Origin of the sequence: Klebsiella sp. JN_Kp122, assembly GCF_040062085.1 — a bacterium.
Classification (GTDB): Bacteria; Pseudomonadota; Gammaproteobacteria; order Enterobacterales; family Enterobacteriaceae; genus Klebsiella; species Klebsiella aerogenes.
In genome coordinates this window covers 205,312-221,054 of sequence record NZ_JBEAHW010000001.1, presented here as the reverse complement: position 1 = coordinate 221,054, position 15,743 = coordinate 205,312, and the positions used below count along the sequence as shown (strand labels likewise).

General features: G+C 53.3%; 21 protein-coding genes. 12 read left to right on the top strand and 9 right to left on the bottom strand.

Going from position 1 to position 15,743, the window contains the following annotated elements:
* Positions 1–66 precede the first annotated feature (66 nt).
* The 4 genes from ABLU78_RS01115 (at position 67) to ABLU78_RS01100 (ending at position 3,713) form a co-directional block, all read left to right on the top strand.
* Positions 67–333, top strand: a complete 267-nt coding sequence (locus ABLU78_RS01115) for a DUF1778 domain-containing protein (RefSeq protein WP_015705366.1) — start codon at positions 67–69, stop codon at positions 331–333.
* Positions 321–806 carry a GNAT family N-acetyltransferase gene (locus tag ABLU78_RS01110; RefSeq protein WP_015705365.1) on the top strand — a complete coding sequence of 162 codons (486 nt, stop codon included), beginning with the start codon at positions 321–323 and terminating at the stop codon, positions 804–806. Before ABLU78_RS01115 ends, ABLU78_RS01110 begins: the two co-directional genes overlap by 13 nt.
* A gap of 71 nt (positions 807–877) precedes the next feature.
* Complete coding sequence (locus ABLU78_RS01105) at positions 878–2,494, top strand: FAD-NAD(P)-binding protein (protein WP_045387812.1); 1,617 nt, start codon at positions 878–880, stop codon at positions 2,492–2,494.
* A 118-nt stretch (positions 2,495–2,612) separates the two neighbouring features.
* Complete coding sequence (locus tag ABLU78_RS01100) at positions 2,613–3,713, top strand: NADH:flavin oxidoreductase/NADH oxidase (RefSeq protein WP_015705363.1); 1,101 nt, start codon at positions 2,613–2,615, stop codon at positions 3,711–3,713.
* 56 nt (positions 3,714–3,769) lie between these two features.
* Here ABLU78_RS01100 and ABLU78_RS01095 read toward each other — a convergent pair whose 3' ends face one another.
* Positions 3,770–3,928 (bottom strand): YqaE/Pmp3 family membrane protein, encoded by a 159-nt coding sequence (locus tag ABLU78_RS01095; RefSeq protein WP_002903230.1) that lies wholly within the window; start codon positions 3,926–3,928, stop codon positions 3,770–3,772.
* A gap of 260 nt (positions 3,929–4,188) precedes the next feature.
* On the opposite strand from ABLU78_RS01095, the gene uxuA reads away from it, so the two are divergent.
* Both uxuA and ABLU78_RS01085 read left to right on the top strand, forming a co-directional pair.
* Entirely contained in the window at positions 4,189–5,259 is a 1,071-nt protein-coding gene (uxuA, locus tag ABLU78_RS01090) for a mannonate dehydratase (RefSeq protein ID WP_020078888.1), read from the top strand.
* Positions 5,260–5,328: 69 nt separating this feature from the next.
* A complete protein-coding gene (locus tag ABLU78_RS01085; RefSeq protein WP_047056804.1) occupies positions 5,329–6,663 on the top strand; it encodes a gluconate:H+ symporter in 1,335 nt (444 codons plus the stop codon).
* Positions 6,664–6,712: 49 nt separating this feature from the next.
* Here ABLU78_RS01085 and ABLU78_RS01080 read toward each other — a convergent pair whose 3' ends face one another.
* Positions 6,713–7,198: a lipoprotein gene (locus ABLU78_RS01080; protein ID WP_015366666.1), complete on the bottom strand. Its 486-nt coding sequence runs from the start codon at positions 7,196–7,198 to the stop codon at positions 6,713–6,715.
* A gap of 83 nt (positions 7,199–7,281) precedes the next feature.
* Positions 7,282–7,455, bottom strand: coding sequence for a hypothetical protein (locus ABLU78_RS01075; protein WP_020078890.1), 174 nt, complete (start codon positions 7,453–7,455; stop codon positions 7,282–7,284).
* A gap of 95 nt (positions 7,456–7,550) precedes the next feature.
* On the opposite strand from ABLU78_RS01075, the gene ABLU78_RS01070 reads away from it, so the two are divergent.
* Together ABLU78_RS01070 and ABLU78_RS01065 are read left to right on the top strand one after the other, a co-directional pair.
* Positions 7,551–8,927, top strand: a complete 1,377-nt coding sequence (locus ABLU78_RS01070) for a pyridoxal-phosphate dependent enzyme (RefSeq protein WP_162866910.1) — start codon at positions 7,551–7,553, stop codon at positions 8,925–8,927.
* A gap of 9 nt (positions 8,928–8,936) precedes the next feature.
* Positions 8,937–10,082, top strand: a complete 1,146-nt coding sequence (locus tag ABLU78_RS01065; RefSeq protein ID WP_015705357.1) for a PLP-dependent aspartate aminotransferase family protein — start codon at positions 8,937–8,939, stop codon at positions 10,080–10,082.
* A gap of 37 nt (positions 10,083–10,119) precedes the next feature.
* On the opposite strand, the gene ABLU78_RS01060 is transcribed toward ABLU78_RS01065, so the two are convergent.
* The gene (locus ABLU78_RS01060; protein ID WP_015705356.1) at positions 10,120–10,284 is read right to left on the bottom strand and encodes a hypothetical protein; all 165 of its coding nucleotides are present in this window, start codon (positions 10,282–10,284) and stop codon (positions 10,120–10,122) included.
* Between the two features lie 15 nt (positions 10,285–10,299).
* Positions 10,300–10,704, bottom strand: a complete 405-nt coding sequence (locus tag ABLU78_RS01055) for a YdeI family stress tolerance OB fold protein (protein WP_015366670.1) — start codon at positions 10,702–10,704, stop codon at positions 10,300–10,302.
* A gap of 144 nt (positions 10,705–10,848) precedes the next feature.
* Between ABLU78_RS01055 and ABLU78_RS01050 the strand changes: the two genes are divergently transcribed.
* Together ABLU78_RS01050 and ABLU78_RS01045 are read left to right on the top strand one after the other, a co-directional pair.
* Entirely contained in the window at positions 10,849–11,352 is a 504-nt protein-coding gene (locus ABLU78_RS01050) for a hypothetical protein (protein WP_020078893.1), read from the top strand.
* Between the two features lie 11 nt (positions 11,353–11,363).
* A complete protein-coding gene (locus ABLU78_RS01045; RefSeq protein WP_015366672.1) occupies positions 11,364–11,810 on the top strand; it encodes a YetF domain-containing protein in 447 nt (148 codons plus the stop codon).
* Between the two features lie 5 nt (positions 11,811–11,815).
* Here ABLU78_RS01045 and ABLU78_RS01040 read toward each other — a convergent pair whose 3' ends face one another.
* On the bottom strand, positions 11,816–12,091 hold the full coding sequence (locus tag ABLU78_RS01040) for a hypothetical protein (RefSeq protein ID WP_116328447.1): 276 nt from the start codon (positions 12,089–12,091) through the stop codon (positions 11,816–11,818).
* Here ABLU78_RS01040 and ABLU78_RS01035 point away from each other — a divergent pair.
* The gene (locus ABLU78_RS01035; protein ID WP_348819960.1) at positions 12,090–12,356 is read left to right on the top strand and encodes an SDR family NAD(P)-dependent oxidoreductase; all 267 of its coding nucleotides are present in this window, start codon (positions 12,090–12,092) and stop codon (positions 12,354–12,356) included. The genes ABLU78_RS01040 and ABLU78_RS01035 overlap by 2 nt on opposite strands.
* Complete coding sequence (locus tag ABLU78_RS01030; protein ID WP_348819958.1) at positions 12,295–13,098, top strand: SDR family oxidoreductase; 804 nt, start codon at positions 12,295–12,297, stop codon at positions 13,096–13,098. The genes ABLU78_RS01035 and ABLU78_RS01030 overlap by 62 nt, the downstream gene beginning before the upstream one ends.
* On the opposite strand, the gene ABLU78_RS01025 is transcribed toward ABLU78_RS01030, so the two are convergent.
* The 3 genes from ABLU78_RS01025 to ABLU78_RS01015 form a co-directional block, all read right to left on the bottom strand.
* Complete coding sequence (locus ABLU78_RS01025; protein ID WP_048228736.1) at positions 13,095–14,720, bottom strand: alpha-amylase family protein; 1,626 nt, start codon at positions 14,718–14,720, stop codon at positions 13,095–13,097. The two genes, ABLU78_RS01030 and ABLU78_RS01025, sit on opposite strands and share 4 nt — an antisense overlap.
* A 264-nt stretch (positions 14,721–14,984) precedes the next feature.
* Entirely contained in the window at positions 14,985–15,491 is a 507-nt protein-coding gene (locus ABLU78_RS01020) for a DUF892 family protein (RefSeq protein WP_015366679.1), read from the bottom strand.
* Positions 15,492–15,515: 24 nt separating this feature from the next.
* Complete coding sequence (locus ABLU78_RS01015) at positions 15,516–15,731, bottom strand: hypothetical protein (RefSeq protein WP_032705768.1); 216 nt, start codon at positions 15,729–15,731, stop codon at positions 15,516–15,518.
* Between the last annotated feature and the right edge of the window lie 12 nt (positions 15,732–15,743).

Genomic DNA, 15,743 nt, shown 5'->3' with positions numbered 1-15,743 from the left:
GTATAGCATTTGCTATACACCTGTTCTACAATGAGCTGTATACCAATTGCTATACGGGAAAAGAAGATGAAATCAGATATCCAACTCAACATCCGGGCGAAGGAGTCCCAGCGGGCGCTGATTGATGCGGCTGCCGAAATTCTGCACAAATCACGGACCGACTTTATTCTTGAGATGGCCTGCCAGGCGGCAGAAAACGTCATTCTCGACCGCCGGGTGTTTAACTTAAGCGATGAGCAATACGCCGAATTTATCGACATGCTGGATGCGCCGGTTGAAGCTAACCCCGCTCTCGATAAATTGCTGGCGAGAAAACCACAATGGGAAAAATAAGCGCGCCTGCACCGCTATCTTCACACCATCAGATCGCGGAATTTTGTTGTGGAGAAACGGTTCTCGATCAATGGCTGAAACAGCGAGGATTGAAAAACCAGGCTCAGGGCGCCGCGAGAACCTTTGTGGTCTGCAAGGAAGAGAGCCATCAGGTGGTGGGGTTTTATTCGTTAGCAACCGGCAGCGTTAATCACACGGAAGCCACTGGCGGCCTGCGGCGCAATATGCCCGATCCTATCCCGGTCATCATTCTCGCCCGCCTGGCGATCGACTGCGCGTATCACGGACAGGGGCTGGGAGCTGATTTACTCCATGATGCGCTGTTACGCAGTTATCGCGTTGCCGAAAATGTTGGCGTACGTGCCCTGATGGTCCATGCCCTGACCGATAGCGCGAAAAGATTCTATTTACACCACGGATTCAAAGCCTCCACCACCCAGGAACGCACACTTTTCCTCGCGTTGCCTAAATAACTCCACCTTTCGTCATTTTCTCTACCACACTTATCTTTCAGTTCGGGAACCACACCAAAGGAAGGATAACGATGAAGAAAGTGGCGATTGTCGGCGTTGGGCCGACCGGGATCTATACTTTTCATTCCCTGGTTGAACGGGGTGAGCCGCTGGAGATAGTGCTCTACGAGCAGGGTGAAGAGGCTGGCGTCGGCATGCCTTATAACGATGAGCATAACTCAGCGCAAATGCTGGCGAATATCGCCAGTATCGAAATCCCCCCCATCTATATTACCTATCTGACGTGGCTACAAAATCAGAGCGAAAACTGGCTCAGCCGGTATGGCATTGAGCGTGAGGCCTTACATGAGCGGCAATTTTTACCGCGCGTGATCCTCGGCGACTATTATCGCGATCGGTTCCTGGCGCTGTTGGAGAAAGCCAGGTTAGCGGGTTTCAAAGTTAGCGTGCGCGAATCCTGCGAGGTTACCGATCTCCAGGCGGAACAGGATGGCGTCAAACTGTGGATTAATCACGCGCCCACAGCGGAACGCGCGGATTTTGCCGTTATCGCCACCGGTCATCTCTGGCCGCAGGACGATGATTCTTCCCGCGAATATTATCCCAGCCCCTGGAGCGGTTTGATGCAGGCGCAGATAGCCCCCTGCCGGGTCGGTATCATGGGGACTTCACTCAGCGGCATTGATGCTGCCGTCGCCGTCGTCATTCAGCATGGCCATTTTACGACTGACGCTGATGAGAGCGTCCATTTTCGGCTTAATGACGTGAGTCATAAACTCCATATCACCCTGATGTCGCGAAACGGCATCCTGCCCGAGGCAGATTTCTACTGTCCTATCCCCTATGAACCGCTGGAAATTGTCACCCATCAGAGGCTGGAAACGGCCATCGCTGAGGGGAGCGAGGGATTGCTGGATCGCGTATTCCAGCTTATCGTCAGGGAGCTGGAACTCGCCGCGCCGCACTGGTGTAAGCAGATAGGCTTACGCCAGCTCACCGCGGATACGTTCAGCGACGCCTGGTTTATCGACAGAAAACGACACGATCCCTTTGCCTGGGCGCAAGCCAATTTGCAGGAAGTGGAACGCAACAAACAACAACAGCATACCGTGCCGTGGCGGTATACCATTCTGCGATTGCATGAAGTGATTGAGATGATTACGCCGCATCTTAACGAACGCGACCGCGAACGCTTTAAAACAGGGCTCGCCCGGGTATTTATCGATAATTACGCGGCCATTCCATCGGAATCGATTCGCCGCCTGCTGGCGCTGCGTGAGGCCGGGGTGATTAGTATTTTGCCGCTCGGGGCCGATTATCAACTGGAAGTTCAACCACAACGGACGGTCATTCACCATCACAACCAACGCAGCGAATTTGACGTCTTTATTGACGCCAGAGGCCAAAAGGCGCTGAAGAGTAAAGACATCCCTTTCCCGACGCTGCGCCAGCAACTTCTCGCCTGCGGTGATGAGATCCCGGATATCGGTGATGATTACACCCTGCAGGCGCCGGCGTGCGCTCGCGGCCGCATTGCCTTCGGCGCGCTGCCGTGGTTGATGCATGACCGCCCTTTCGTTCAGGGCCTCGTCGCCAGCGCGGAAATCGGCGCCGCGATGGCGAGATCGGTTTCACAGCAGGCCAGCGGCCGCCGGCGCAAGCTGTGGTTCAGTCATGAAGAGTGGTGATCCATCAGCATGCGAATAACGACTAACCGCGTCTTAAGCGCAACAACGGAAAAGAGACCGCCATCCAGGCATGTTACAACTACAGGTTATCAGGTAGCACAACGCTTACGAGGTACATATGAGTCAACTATTTAGCCCTGCGCGAATTGGTAAACTGGCGCTGGAAAACCGGATTGTCATCGCCCCGATGTGTCAGTACTCCGCCGAAAACGGCAAGGCAACCGCCTGGCACCGCATTCATCTTGGACAGCTGGCTTTTTCCGGCGCCGGTTTGGTGATTATTGAAGCCAGCGCCGTTGAGCCCGCGGGTCGCATCTCCCCGGCGGACGTCGGCCTGTGGGATGATGAAACCGAAGCCGCCCTGTACCGGGTACTGGAAGATGTTCGCGCCTATTCAACAACCCGCATCGGTATCCAGCTGGGGCATGCCGGGCGCAAAGCCTCCGTCGCTGCCCCCTGGCTTGGCGGCGGTCAGTTGGCGTTGGATAACGGCGGCTGGCAAACCGTCGCTCCATCCGCGCTGGCATTTCATGACGGCGACCGGGCGCCGAAAGCGCTGAGCCATGACGATCTGGCGCGGCTTAAACAAGCCTTTGTTGATAGCGCGCGGCGCGCTGAACGCCTGGGAATTGAACTGATAGAGCTGCATGCCGCCCACGGCTATCTGTTGCACCAATTCCTCTCGCCGCTGAGCAACCAGCGAACAGATGAATACGGCGGTTCGCTGGAAAACCGCTTACGTTTCCCGCTGGAGGTTTTCCAGGCAATACGGGAGGCGGTCAGCGAAAATATCGCCGTCGGCGTACGGCTTTCGGCGACAGACTGGGTGGACGGTGGTTGGGATACGGCGCAATCCATCGTCTTTAGCCAGCAGCTTGAAGCGCTGGGTTGCGACTATATTCACGTCTCCAGCGGCGGGTTGTCGCCGCAGCAGGCGATTCAGGTCGGTCCTGGCTATCAGTTACCGTTCGCCCATGAAATCCGCCAGCAGATCAACGTTCCGGTCATTGGCGTAGGGTTGATTACCGAACCGCAGCAGGCTGAAGATGCACTGCAAAACGGCGACGCCGATCTGATTGCCATCGCCCGCGCAGCGCTCTACAACCCACACTGGCCGTGGCAGGCTGCGGCGGCTCTGGGGGCCCAGGTTAGCGTGCCGCCGCAATACCTGCGTTCAGAACCGCATGGGCTGAAAGGCACGCTAAAATCTAATCGCTGAAGCTTCACGCTATGAACGATAGCGGCGCGAATGCGCCGCTAAATTATTGACAGGAATTAATCGCGGGTTTGTACCCAGAAGGCGTGAATAAGGCCAGGAATATAGCCCAGCAAGGTCAGAATTATATTCAGAATGAATGCCCAGCCGAAGCCTTTACCCAGCAGTACGCCCAGCGGCGGCAGGATGATAGTAAATACGATTCTCCAGAAACCCATACACTCTCCATACAAACAAAATTAACGACTTAAAAAAGAGACTTCGTCTCTAAGCATAGTAATTCTACCTGATGCCGCCACGTTAACCGCCCCCTTTACCCGATTTTACGCATCTTGTAATGAGCATTACGTCAGCGTGTGCAATTCATCCGATGTATGGTTTTGTGAGTTCGATCATGTCCCCCTCTCCGCATTGTCGTTATCCTTAATCTAACTTGTATGGTAGTAGACTACAAACAACGCGGTAAGGAAAAGTTTTCATGCAAATGACGATGCGCTGGTTTGGGCCAGACGAAGATAAAGTCACTCTTGAGCAGATCCGTCAGGTTCCTGGAGTGGAAGGTGTGGTCGGCGCGCTGTACGACGTACCGGTTGGCGAAGTCTGGCCACGGGAGAAAATTAAGGCGTTAGTCGAGCAGGCCCACGCTAACGGTCTGACGATGGAAGTTATCGAAAGCGTGAATATTCACGACGCGATTAAAATCGGGCTGCCGGAGCGCGAGCGCTATATCGCCAACTATCAGCAAACGATCCGTAACCTCGCCGCCTTTGGCGTTAAGGTCATCTGCTACAACTTTATGCCGGTTTTCGACTGGATGAAAACCGACATGAACTACCGGCTGGCGGACGGTTCGCTAACGATGGCTTTTGAAAAAGCCGGCATCGATAAAACGCTGGAACAGGTCGTTGCGGAAGTGCTCAGCAACGCCAACGGCTATGCCCTGCCGGGCTGGGAGCCCGAACGTTTAGCGCAGGTACAGACGTTATTCGACAGCTATAAAGCGGTCGATGATGACAAACTGCGAGAAAATCTGCTCTATTTCCTGGAGAAAATTATCCCGGTCTGCGAAGAGGTCGGCGTGAAAATGGCCATTCATCCTGACGATCCGCCGTACTCTATTTTTGGTCTGCCGCGCATTATTAAAAACCGCGACGATCTCGACTGGTTGTGTCGCGCGGTGGATTCACCGGCAAACGGGATTACCTTATGTACCGGCTCTATTGCCGAGGAGCCGCAAAATAATGTTTATCAAATCCTCGCGGAATTCAGCCAGCGCGGGCGCATTCATTTCGCTCATGTCAGAAATATTAAAATCATAAAAGACAAAGATTTCTACGAATCGGCGCACCCTACCCGCTATGGCTCGCTCGATATGTACCGGGTGATGCAGGCGCTGCACGACAACGGCTTCGACGGCTATATTCGCCCCGATCATGGCCGTTTTATCTGGGGAGAAACCGGCCGTCCGGGATACGGCTTATACGATCGCGCGCTCGGCGCCACTTACTTACTGGGATTATGGGAAGCGCTGGAAAACCAGCACGCCTGATCCGCTCGTCACCCAGGTGCCGGAACTCTCCGGCACTGAAAATAATAAAATCTCTGTTGGGAGGATGCCATGTCTCCAGCCCTGGCTCTGCTATGGGTGGTGGTCGGTATTGCGCTACTGGTCATCATGAATCTGAAATACAAAGTTCACAATATTTTCGCCTTATTAATTGCCGGCCTGTTCGTCGCCGTTATGGAAGGCGTGCCCCTCGATAAAATCGTCTCGATGGTTCAGCAAGGACTGGGCGGAATAATGGGACACCTGGCGCTGATCATTATATTCGGCGCTATCATCGGCAAATTTATGACTGAATCCGGCGCCAGCCAGCAGATCGCCGATACGGTCATCAGGCGTTGCGGTACCCGTTATCTGGCGGTCGGCTTGATGTTTATCGGCGTTATCTTCGGCATTGCCATGTTTTATGAAGTGGCGTTTTTGATTGCTATGCCGCTGGTTCTTAACATCGCCAGCAAAGCCAATATCCCGTGGATGAAACTGGTTATTCCGACGGTCGTCGGCGCCACCATGGGACATAGTTTATTCCCGCCACAACCGGGGCCGGTTGCATTAGTCAGCGCCTTCCAGGCGGATATTGTTCAGGTTTATCTGTATGGCATTATCGTGATCATCCCGGCGCTGTTCTGTGCGGGGATCCTGTTACCCGCCTGGCTTCCAGGTATCCGCGAGATGAAGCTGAATGCCATGATTAAACCGCAGGAGGAGAAACCTGCCGACGCGCTGCCGTCGTTTGCGGTCAGCATTGCCATTCCGCTGATCCCCGCGATATTAATGATTGCGTCTTCGCTGATTCAGTCGCTGTTTGGCGCGGCCTCTTCTGCGGGAAAATTCTTCCAGTTCCTCGGTAGCGCGGAAATTAGCATGCTGTTGGCGACCGGCGCCGCAATCTGGCTGCTCGGCTGCCGCCGCGGTATGAACGCCGTTCAGGTTAACCACTGCGTCACGGACTCGGTCGCCAGAATTGCCAACGTCCTGTTCGTCATCAGCGCCGGCGGCATTCTCAAACAGGTTATTATCGATTCCGGCGTCGGCGACCATATCGTTACGATGATGAGCCACGTCCCGCTGTCGCCGTTTATTATCGCCTGGCTGATTACCGCTATTATTCGTATTCTTACCGGCCAGGGCGCCGTTGCGGCAATTACTTCAGCAGGGATTGTTTCGCCGATGGTTACCGCATTTCATCTTAATCCAGCGCTGATGTGCCTGGCGGTGGCCTGTGGTAGTAATACCATTACTTTGATGTATGACGGCGGCTTTTTACTCTTTAAGGAAACGTTTGGTATCTCGATGCGCGATACCTTTAAGACCTGGGGCTTACTGGAGCTAATCAACTCGGTGGTGGGTCTGTTGATGGTGTTATTACTGAGTCTGTTTATTTCCTGAGAAACGCATCGCGGCGGCGACAATACCGCCGCGGTAAGCACTCAAATATTTACTGTTGGCCGGCCGGCGCCTGCTGTGCTGGCGCTTGCTCCGGCGCGATACTCTCTTTTATTTCTTTGGTTTTATTGGCGGCATCGGCGGAAAGCTGGTTGGCTTCAACGATAGCGTTATCTTTAATTTTTCCCGCCTCTTTCATGATCGCATCGCTTTTTTGCTGCGCATCCTGTTTTACCGCATCCGCTTTATTTTTCGCATCCTGGGCAATCGCGTCGGCCTTCTTGTCGGCTTCAGATTTAATACTGCTGGCCTGGGTTTTCAGGCTATCCGCTTCATTATTGGCCTGCGTTTTGATGTCGTCGATCTGCTTATCCGCTTCTTGCTTAATGGCCCGCGCTTTATCGGCAGCCGCATCTTTAATTTGTTCCGCGTTATCTTTGGCCTGATCCAGTTTATTGTCGACTTTCGATGAGTCATCGCAGCCAAACAACGCCAGGCATAATGCAGAGGTAATCAGCGTTTTATTCCACAGTTTCATCAGTATTCCCTTATCGGTCCAGGTGGTAAGCCAGTGACGGTCATAGCCTTGCCGTATCGGCAGAGTCAATTTATTTATAATCGCTATGCCTGGAGAGTCAAGCTATCGATAATTTTCAGTAATGCTTTGCCGGAAAATGCATAGACCAGCCAACGCCAGCGGCTAATTTGCTTAAAAACAAGACAAAAAACCGTTATTCCAGCAATCGATACGCCCGGGCGGATAACCTGCTTTCCTTCTGGATGGCTAAAAAGCATCTTATATTCCATTTTGCGCTAAACGGCAGATTTATGTTCTTTAAAATGCCGTTTTTACAGTTCTACCATTCAGCTATCTCGATACGAATGGGTAAATGGTTATGTCACTCTTTCACTCTGTAAGCGACCTGATTGGTTATACCCCACTGTTACAACTGCATAAACTGGATACCGGCCCGTGCAGCCTGTTCCTGAAACTGGAAAACCAAAACCCCGGCGGTTCGATAAAGGATCGCGTGGCGTTGTCGATGATTAATGAAGCCGAGCGCCAGGGAAAACTGCGCCCCGGCGGCACCATCATTGAAGCCACCGCCGGTAATACCGGGTTGGGGCTGGCGCTGATTGCCGCGCAGAAAGGCTACAAACTGATCCTGGTGGTGCCGGACAAAATGAGCCGCGAGAAAATTTTCCATCTGCGTGCGCTGGGCGCCACCGTGCAGTTAACCCGCTCGGACGTCAACAAAGGTCATCCCGCCTATTATCAGGACTACGCCCGCCGTCTGGCGGATGAAACGCCGGGCGCGTTTTATATTGACCAGTTCAATAATGAAGCCAACCCGTTGGCTCATGCCACCACTACCGCGCCGGAGCTGTTTGAGCAACTCGATGGCGACATTGACGCCGTGGTGGTTGGTGTCGGCTCAGGCGGTACCCTGGGTGGTTTGCAGGCATGGTTTGCGGAACATTCGCCGAAAACCGAATTTATTCTTGCCGATCCTGCGGGATCGATTCTGGCGGATCAGGTAGAGACCGGGCAATACGGTGAAACCGGCTCCTGGCTGGTGGAGGGGATCGGCGAAGATTTTATTCCCCCGCTCGCCCATCTGGAGAAAGTACGCAAAGCGTGGCGCGTGACCGATCGTGAAGCGTTCGCCACCGCCCGGCAGCTGCTGCAGGTGGAAGGTATCCTCGCCGGATCGTCAACGGGCACCCTGCTGACAGCAGCCCTGCGATACTGCCAGGCGCAGTCCACCGCTAAACGGGTGGTGACCTTCGCCTGCGATAGCGGCAACAAATACCTGTCGAAAATGTTCAACGATGACTGGATGCGCCAGCAAGGTCTGCTAAGCCGTCCGACGCGCGGCGATCTTAGCGATTTTATTGCCCTGCGTCATGACGAAGGCGCAACCGTCACCGCCGCGCCCGACGATACGCTGGCTGCCGTCCTTGCTCGTATGCGCCTGTACGATTTCTCCCAGCTGCCGGTGCTGGAAAACGGCCACGTGGTTGGCATCGTCGATGAATGGGATCTGATAAGCCACGTCCAGGGCGACAGCCGGCGTTTCGCGCTACCGGTCAGAGAGGCGATGACCCGCCATGTCGAAACCCTGGATAAGCACGCCCCGGAAAGCGCGCTTAAAGATATCTTCGACCGTGGACATGTCGTGGTCGTTACCGATAACGATCGGTTTATCGGCCTGATTACCCGTAGCGACGTCCTGACCACCTGGCGTAACCGACTGGAACAATAAGGAACGAACATGAAAAATTTACAGACGCTCAGCGTCCATAGCGGCATTTTTAACGACCAGCATGGCGCGGTGATGCCACCAATTTACGCCACCTCTACCTTTGCCCAGCCCGCGCCGGGCCAGCATACCGGCTATGAATATTCGCGTAGCGGCAATCCGACCCGCCACGCGCTGGAAACGGCCATTGCAGAGCTGGAAAGCGGTAGCCGGGGTTTTGCTTTTGCTTCAGGCCTCGCGGCCATTTCCACGGTACTGGAACTGCTGGATAAGGATAGCCATCTGGTGGCGGTAGATGATGTCTATGGCGGCACATACCGGCTGATTGAAAATGTTCGCCGTCGTAGCGCCGGTCTGCAAGTGACCTGGGTCAAACCTGACGATCTGGCAGGCATCGAAGCCGCGATCCGCCCTGATACGCGGATGATTTGGGTGGAAACGCCGACCAATCCGTTACTCAAGCTGGCGGATCTTGCGGCCATTGCCGAGATTGCCCGTCGACATAACATTATCAGCGTCACCGATAATACCTTTGCCTCACCGATCATCCATCGCCCTATCGAACTGGGCTTTGATATCGTGGTGCATTCAGCGACCAAATATCTCAACGGTCATTCGGATGTCGTCGCCGGGTTGGCGGTGGTTGGCGACAATCCGACGCTGGCCGAGAAGTTGGGCTATCTGCAAAACGCCGTCGGCGGCGTACTTGACCCATTCAGCAGCTTCCTGACGCTGCGCGGCATTCGCACCCTGGCTCTACGGGTGGAACGTCATAGCAGCAACGCTCTGCTGCTGGCGGAATGGCTGGAGCAGCAGCCGCAGGTCGAGAAAGTGTGGTTCCCCTGGCTCGCCAGCCATCCCCATCACGATCTGGCCCGCCGACAGATGGCCCTGCCAGGCGGTATGATTTCCGTTGTGGTCAAAGGAGATGATGACTACGCCGGGCGCATCATCAAAAAACTACGGTTATTTACCCTGGCGGAAAGCCTGGGGGGTGTGGAAAGCCTGGTGAGCCAGCCATTCAGCATGACGCACGCCTCCATTCCGCTGGAACAGCGGCTGGCGAATGGCATAACGCCGCAGTTGATTCGACTCTCGGTAGGTATTGAAGATCCGCAAGACCTGATCGCTGACTGGCGAAACGCGCTACGTGAGTAAACGCTAACCCCGCGCGCGGCGCGGGGTTTCATTACCCTCAGCAGAAACATACCGCTTTGGCGTTTTCCGTCGGATGATAGGGATCGCTTCGGTGATCGTCGCTATCATCCCGTTTCCGCGGGATCTCGCCGTGTTTACCCGGCTCTTCTCGCGCCGGGTGTTTACCGCGTTTATCGAGTTCATGGTGATGCGCTCTGCTCATACTCAGGCTCTCCGGTTAATTGGGCGCTTGTTTGCGCAGCTTATCAACCCGCACCAGCGGCGGCGTCATTTTACTATCCAGGCTTCCGTTGATGCTCACCAGTTTGTCTGGCTTGATGTCCTGACCATCAAAAACGGCTGCCGGAATAATGGCCGCAATGGTGCCAGTTTTATCACGGAACAGATAACGGTCGTCGCCTTCATGCTTAATCACATTGCCGCGCAGGGAAATAGTCGCGCCGTCGTGCATGGTTTTCGCCTGCTCAATGGTCATAATCCGGCCATCCTCCATACCGCGATAGCCGTCGTCCAGCTGGTGCGGCGGCGGCGGTGCGGCATCGTTTTTAAAACCGCCCTTCTCTTCAGCCCAGACGCCAGCGGTGAGTAACAAACAGAGTGTCGCGATTAGCTTTTTCCTCATTATTTCACCTTTTATGTCAGCATGACTGTTATTAAAGTCTGGCCGCGGATAGCGATTTTAACAACGTCAATAATTCTGATATCAGCTAAAATAACAACGTCGCTATCGTATCGTTAAATATAAACATCATGCTGGAGCCGAAAGATGGACAATAATCAACAGGATCCGCCAGAGATAAACGAGAATCTACAGGCGTTACGCTTCGAGTATAACTTCCGGCGCTATGGGGTGGTTTTTCTCGCCATTATTATCATTGCTGCATTATGCGGTTTATTTTCATCTGGCTTCCTGAGCTCCGCCCATCATGAGAATTCCGCTTCATCGTTAACGGTAGACTATGACCGTTTTGCCAGGCTAATGAGCGAAACCGAAGTCAATGTTCAGATAAAAAACAGTGGCCTCGCTCATACCTCAGTGGATTTTTCACCCACGTTATTAAGCCATTACCAAATTGGTGATATTCGACCGCAGCCCGATAAAATGTACAGCGCTAACGGTCATCTGATACTGGTTTACAATGAAAATAGCAGTGGCGCGCCGCTCTCGCTGTGGTTATCTATCACGCCAAAAACATTTGGCAAACTTTCCACGACACTACAGGCGAACCGGCAACCTGCCGTCACCTTTAGCCAATTTGTCTTTCCTTAGGAGTCACAACGATGGAAATGGTGCTCAGAGCCGTCGCAATCTATCTTATCTTATTGATTATATTTAAAGTTGCTGGTAGAAGAACGCTTATGCAACTCACCAGTTTTGATCTGATTTTACTGTTGATTATCAGTGAGGCCACCCAGCAGGCCATGCTCAGCACCGACTATTCTGTTACCGGTTCAATGCTGACTATTGTCACGCTGGTCAGCGTGGATATTTTATTTGGCTATATAAAGAAGCGCTTTTCGCAGGCTGAGAATTATCTTGATGGTTCGCCGACGATCGTCGTAGAAAATGGTGTTGTCGCTGACGATAAAATGAAAATGGTCAATATCTCTGTGGATGACATATTGCTCGCCGCGCGACAGCACCATGGTATATATCAACTTGAGAAGATTAAATTTGCGATCCTCGAACGTAATGGCCAGATTTCAATTATTCCGACCGAAGCGTAGAGACGTTACTTATCGCGTTCCGGTTGTTTATCGCCTGACTCAGGAGCCCGTGTCGGGTCGTCCTCTTCTTTTTCAGTAACATGATTAATATACATACCACCTCCAACTTTGCGGCATTGAATTATAAATTGTAGCGTTACCATGAAATTTGGCCATTGCCATAATAAATAATGTCGTTTGTTAGCCATAATAAGTACTCTCGGATATTTCCGACCACCGGCCAGCAATGAATCAATAATACTCAAGTACTCAGTGACCAATACACCATGGCGAAATGCCATGTTCAGACCAATTGAGGCGACTATGGCGGTAATGGTTATCACCGGCGGCAGCGCGGGCGCCGGTAAAGCGACGGTGCTACGTTTTGCTAAGGCAGGCTATGATGTGGCGATTATTGCGCGCGATGAAAGTGGGCTACAGGAGGCCGAAAACGCATGTCGACAGTACGGCGTCCGGACGCAGGTTATCAGCGCTGACGTCGCTGATGCCCGTTCGCTGCGGCAGGCCGCGGCGGAAATCGAAACCCAGCTCGGCGCCGATCAATAATGCCATGACCACGGTGTTAGCGCCCTTCCATTTGATGAGTGATGAGGAATTTCGCCGCGTGACGGAGGTGACCTATTTAGGTTATGTCAACGGCACACGCGCCGCGTTGGAAGTGATGAGCCCCAGAAACCGCGGGATAATAATCCAGGTGGGCTCCGCGCTTGCCTGGCGCTCCATCCCGTTGCAATCGGCGTATTGCGGCGCGAAGGCGGCGATTCGCGGATTTACCGATGCTGTGCGAACCGAACTGATGTATCAACGCAGCCGGATCCAATTAACCATGGTCCAACTGCCGGGAATGAATACGACGCAGTTTGGTTGGGCAAGAAATAAAATGGATAAAGAGATGCAGCCCGTTCCCCCGGTTTATCAGCCGGAGGTGGCGGCAGAGGCGATTTTTAGCGTCGTTCAGCGCCCCGTTCGCGAGTTGTGGGTAGGTAAAAGCACCATTCAATCCATCGTTGGCCAATTTTTCTTCCCTTCACTACTCGACCGCCTGATGGTTAACAAAGCCTGGGAAGGTCAGCTGACAGCGCAAGCGAAACGTAGCGAAAAGCCAGACGATCTCTATTCTGCCGTGCGGGGCGAGCACAGCACCCGCGGGACATTTAGCGCTGGCGCTCGCCAGCGCTCATTTAACGTCAGCGCCGATTTGCCTGGTAAAGTCGCCTCCGGCGTTGGGATCGCATTTGGACTGATGATATTACGCGGACTACTACGCCGCCCGCGCAAGCGCCGTTAATCGTGCTGGCGGCTAAACCAGCGATAACCATAATCGGCAAGCTGTAACCGGCAGACCTTGCCGCCGGTAAGGCTATCGCGATAACGGCGGTCCTCCAGCACGCAGGACCAGTAACCTGTCTCCTGACGCGGCAATCGTACCTCTATCGGGCGTTCGCTGAAGTTCGCCAGCATCATCAGATCGCGAGATTGACTGCGGTAGCGCAGCGCTAACACCGATGGCGGCACGCCGGATACCAGCTCAAAGGGGGTGGCCCCCGGCTCATGGTATTCGGCGCGCAGTTGAACCATCTGCCGCACTCGCTGCAGCAACGAGTGGCGTTGACGCAACGCCAGTTCGACGTTGACCTGCTGATATCGCCAGGGGCCGCTGGCAACCGGCCTGACGAGTAATTTTTCCGCCGCGGCGGTGGAAAAGCCCCCATTGACCCCGGCTGACCACTGCATGGGCGTCCTCACGGCATAACGCTCTTTCAGCGACAGATCCTCGCCCATACCGATTTCATCGCCATAGCGCATCACAGGCACGCCAGGCAGCGACAGTAACACCGCATGGCTAAGCGCCAGCCGACGGATATTGCCCTCCAGCATCGGCGCCAGGCGGCGGCGAATGCCACGTTGATAGACTGACATCGACTTCTTGGGGGCGAAACAGCGCAGCACAAACTGCCGGTCTGCGTCCTCAATACCCTCCAGGTCGAGCTCATCGTGATTACGTAACCAGTTAGCAAAACAGCAACCGGGCGGCGGCTTAATCATCGCTTGCAGCGCGCTAACGAGCGGCTTCGCACTCTGCCGGGCGAGGCTGACGTAAAAAAATTTGTTCAGCCAGAAATTAAGCACCAGTTGCAGGCGATCGCTGTGGCCGAAATAGTGACGGTAATCGTTCACTGCCACGTCAACTTCACCGAGCAGAATGGCTTCAGGATTGGTCTGTTCAACCAGTTGCCGAAGATGGGCCAATATCCAGTACCCCTGCTCTTCGTCGCCATTTCCGGCTTGTTTAACCAGGTGTGAGGCGGCGTCTAGCCGAAAACCGCTCACCCCAACGCGTAGCCAAAAACGCACAATATTGTCAATTTCGTCTATCACCGGAGGGTGCACCAGATTGAGATCCGGCTCGTGGCGATAGAACATGTGACGATAATACTGTCCCGCCTGTTGATCCCAGCGCCAGACGCTCTTTTCGACACCGGGAAACATTGGCGGGTCGTCCTGTTCGGGCGGCGAATCGGCCCAGAGATAATATGGCCGGAAAGGAGAATGTCTGTTTTTACGCGCCTCCAGAAACCAGGGGTGTTGCGAAGAGGTATGCTGGATAACCAACTCGATGATTACGCGTATCCCCAGTTCCCGCGCGTCATCAATCAGTTGAATAACGTCACGGATTTGCCCAAAACGCGGATCGGGCTGCAGATGATCCTGCACGTCGTAACCGTCATCGAGAAATGGCGTCAGATAAAAGGGGGTTAACCACAATACCGTCACCCCAAAGCTACGTAAGTAATAGAGTTTTTGCCTTATTCCGGCCAGATCGCCACAGCCATCACCATTGGCATCATAAAACAGCGAGGTATCAACCTGATAAATTACAGCGTTTTGAAACCACGGTTGGCGAGGCATTATTCCCCCTCGTATCAGTAGAACATCACGAGCGCCAGAAACATACCCGAGGTATAAGCTCTTATTTTCTCTGCGCAGGCTTCGGACGTGTGGCAAGTTTATCTACCATCATTCGCTGCCTCGGGGTCAACGACGGACACTGACAGTGCGCGTCAAAATTTATCTCTAACGTAATATTCCGCCCTGCTGCCGTTAGCGGCGGCGCGCTATCGTTAATACGCGACAAGATAGCAAGGAGACGAATCATTTACAGACCTTTTACCGCTAACGCTTAGCATCAAAACCCGGCGTTTCAGAGCGGATAATATATTGCTCCGTAATATCCGGAATATGTTGCAGCAACCATTCGGCCATACCTCTCTCTTCCGCCAAAATACTTTCTAAATCCGCAATCGAATCATGATCGTTGACCTTTTGCGCGGCGGTTAATAAGGAGGTATAACAGGCGACCTCAAACTGCTCGAAAACGTAACCGCTGATCACACCTTTGACTACTTCATCTTGTGGAAACATTCCACCAATAGATTGTCCCATCGCGGCGATTTTACTCATTGAGTCTTTAAGAACCGAGCGGGAAATATTATTGCGCGCAATAATATCATCCAGTACGGTAATTTGCCGACGGGTTTCAAAAAGATGCTGCTCAAGGCGGGTGCATAATTCCGGGTAGCTGTCGATGCGTTTGACCATCGATTCAAGCATCGATTCGGCCTGCTTTTCCATAGCGTGCGCGTCACGCAACCAATCGTGATAGTTTTCAATATCAGTCATAACAACCTCTTTATAAAAAGATAATTACTCTTCAGCCTTATCTTCATTTTCTTCTGCGGCCTGGTCGGCTCGTGCTGCGCTATACCCTGATAAGTGGCCGACAATATTTGCATAAATACTAATAATGATGACCCACAGGACACTGTCTTTCCACCATATTACCGACGGTATAGCCAGTACAAACCACATTATCGCCGCGACGAGATGACACCTTTTTATTACAACCGGACTAAGACTCATTTTTTTGCCTGA

Coding starts and splice junctions, on each gene's coding strand:
- ABLU78_RS01115 (WP_015705366.1), top strand. CDS start 67: ATGAAATCAGATATCCAACTCAACATCCGGGCGAAGGAGTCCCAGCGG.
- ABLU78_RS01110 (WP_015705365.1), top strand. CDS start 321: ATGGGAAAAATAAGCGCGCCTGCACCGCTATCTTCACACCATCAGATC.
- ABLU78_RS01105 (WP_045387812.1), top strand. CDS start 878: ATGAAGAAAGTGGCGATTGTCGGCGTTGGGCCGACCGGGATCTATACT.
- ABLU78_RS01100 (WP_015705363.1), top strand. CDS start 2,613: ATGAGTCAACTATTTAGCCCTGCGCGAATTGGTAAACTGGCGCTGGAA.
- ABLU78_RS01095 (WP_002903230.1), bottom strand. CDS start 3,928: ATGGGTTTCTGGAGAATCGTATTTACTATCATCCTGCCGCCGCTGGGC.
- uxuA (WP_020078888.1), top strand. CDS start 4,189: ATGCAAATGACGATGCGCTGGTTTGGGCCAGACGAAGATAAAGTCACT.
- ABLU78_RS01085 (WP_047056804.1), top strand. CDS start 5,329: ATGTCTCCAGCCCTGGCTCTGCTATGGGTGGTGGTCGGTATTGCGCTA.
- ABLU78_RS01080 (WP_015366666.1), bottom strand. CDS start 7,198: ATGAAACTGTGGAATAAAACGCTGATTACCTCTGCATTATGCCTGGCG.
- ABLU78_RS01075 (WP_020078890.1), bottom strand. CDS start 7,455: ATGCTTTTTAGCCATCCAGAAGGAAAGCAGGTTATCCGCCCGGGCGTA.
- ABLU78_RS01070 (WP_162866910.1), top strand. CDS start 7,551: ATGGTTATGTCACTCTTTCACTCTGTAAGCGACCTGATTGGTTATACC.
- ABLU78_RS01065 (WP_015705357.1), top strand. CDS start 8,937: ATGAAAAATTTACAGACGCTCAGCGTCCATAGCGGCATTTTTAACGAC.
- ABLU78_RS01060 (WP_015705356.1), bottom strand. CDS start 10,284: ATGAGCAGAGCGCATCACCATGAACTCGATAAACGCGGTAAACACCCG.
- ABLU78_RS01055 (WP_015366670.1), bottom strand. CDS start 10,704: ATGAGGAAAAAGCTAATCGCGACACTCTGTTTGTTACTCACCGCTGGC.
- ABLU78_RS01050 (WP_020078893.1), top strand. CDS start 10,849: ATGGACAATAATCAACAGGATCCGCCAGAGATAAACGAGAATCTACAG.
- ABLU78_RS01045 (WP_015366672.1), top strand. CDS start 11,364: ATGGAAATGGTGCTCAGAGCCGTCGCAATCTATCTTATCTTATTGATT.
- ABLU78_RS01035 (WP_348819960.1), top strand. CDS start 12,090: ATGTTCAGACCAATTGAGGCGACTATGGCGGTAATGGTTATCACCGGC.
- ABLU78_RS01040 (WP_116328447.1), bottom strand. CDS start 12,091: ATGGCATTTCGCCATGGTGTATTGGTCACTGAGTACTTGAGTATTATT.
- ABLU78_RS01030 (WP_348819958.1), top strand. CDS start 12,295: ATGCCCGTTCGCTGCGGCAGGCCGCGGCGGAAATCGAAACCCAGCTCG.
- ABLU78_RS01025 (WP_048228736.1), bottom strand. CDS start 14,720: ATGCCTCGCCAACCGTGGTTTCAAAACGCTGTAATTTATCAGGTTGAT.
- ABLU78_RS01020 (WP_015366679.1), bottom strand. CDS start 15,491: ATGACTGATATTGAAAACTATCACGATTGGTTGCGTGACGCGCACGCT.
- ABLU78_RS01015 (WP_032705768.1), bottom strand. CDS start 15,731: ATGAGTCTTAGTCCGGTTGTAATAAAAAGGTGTCATCTCGTCGCGGCG.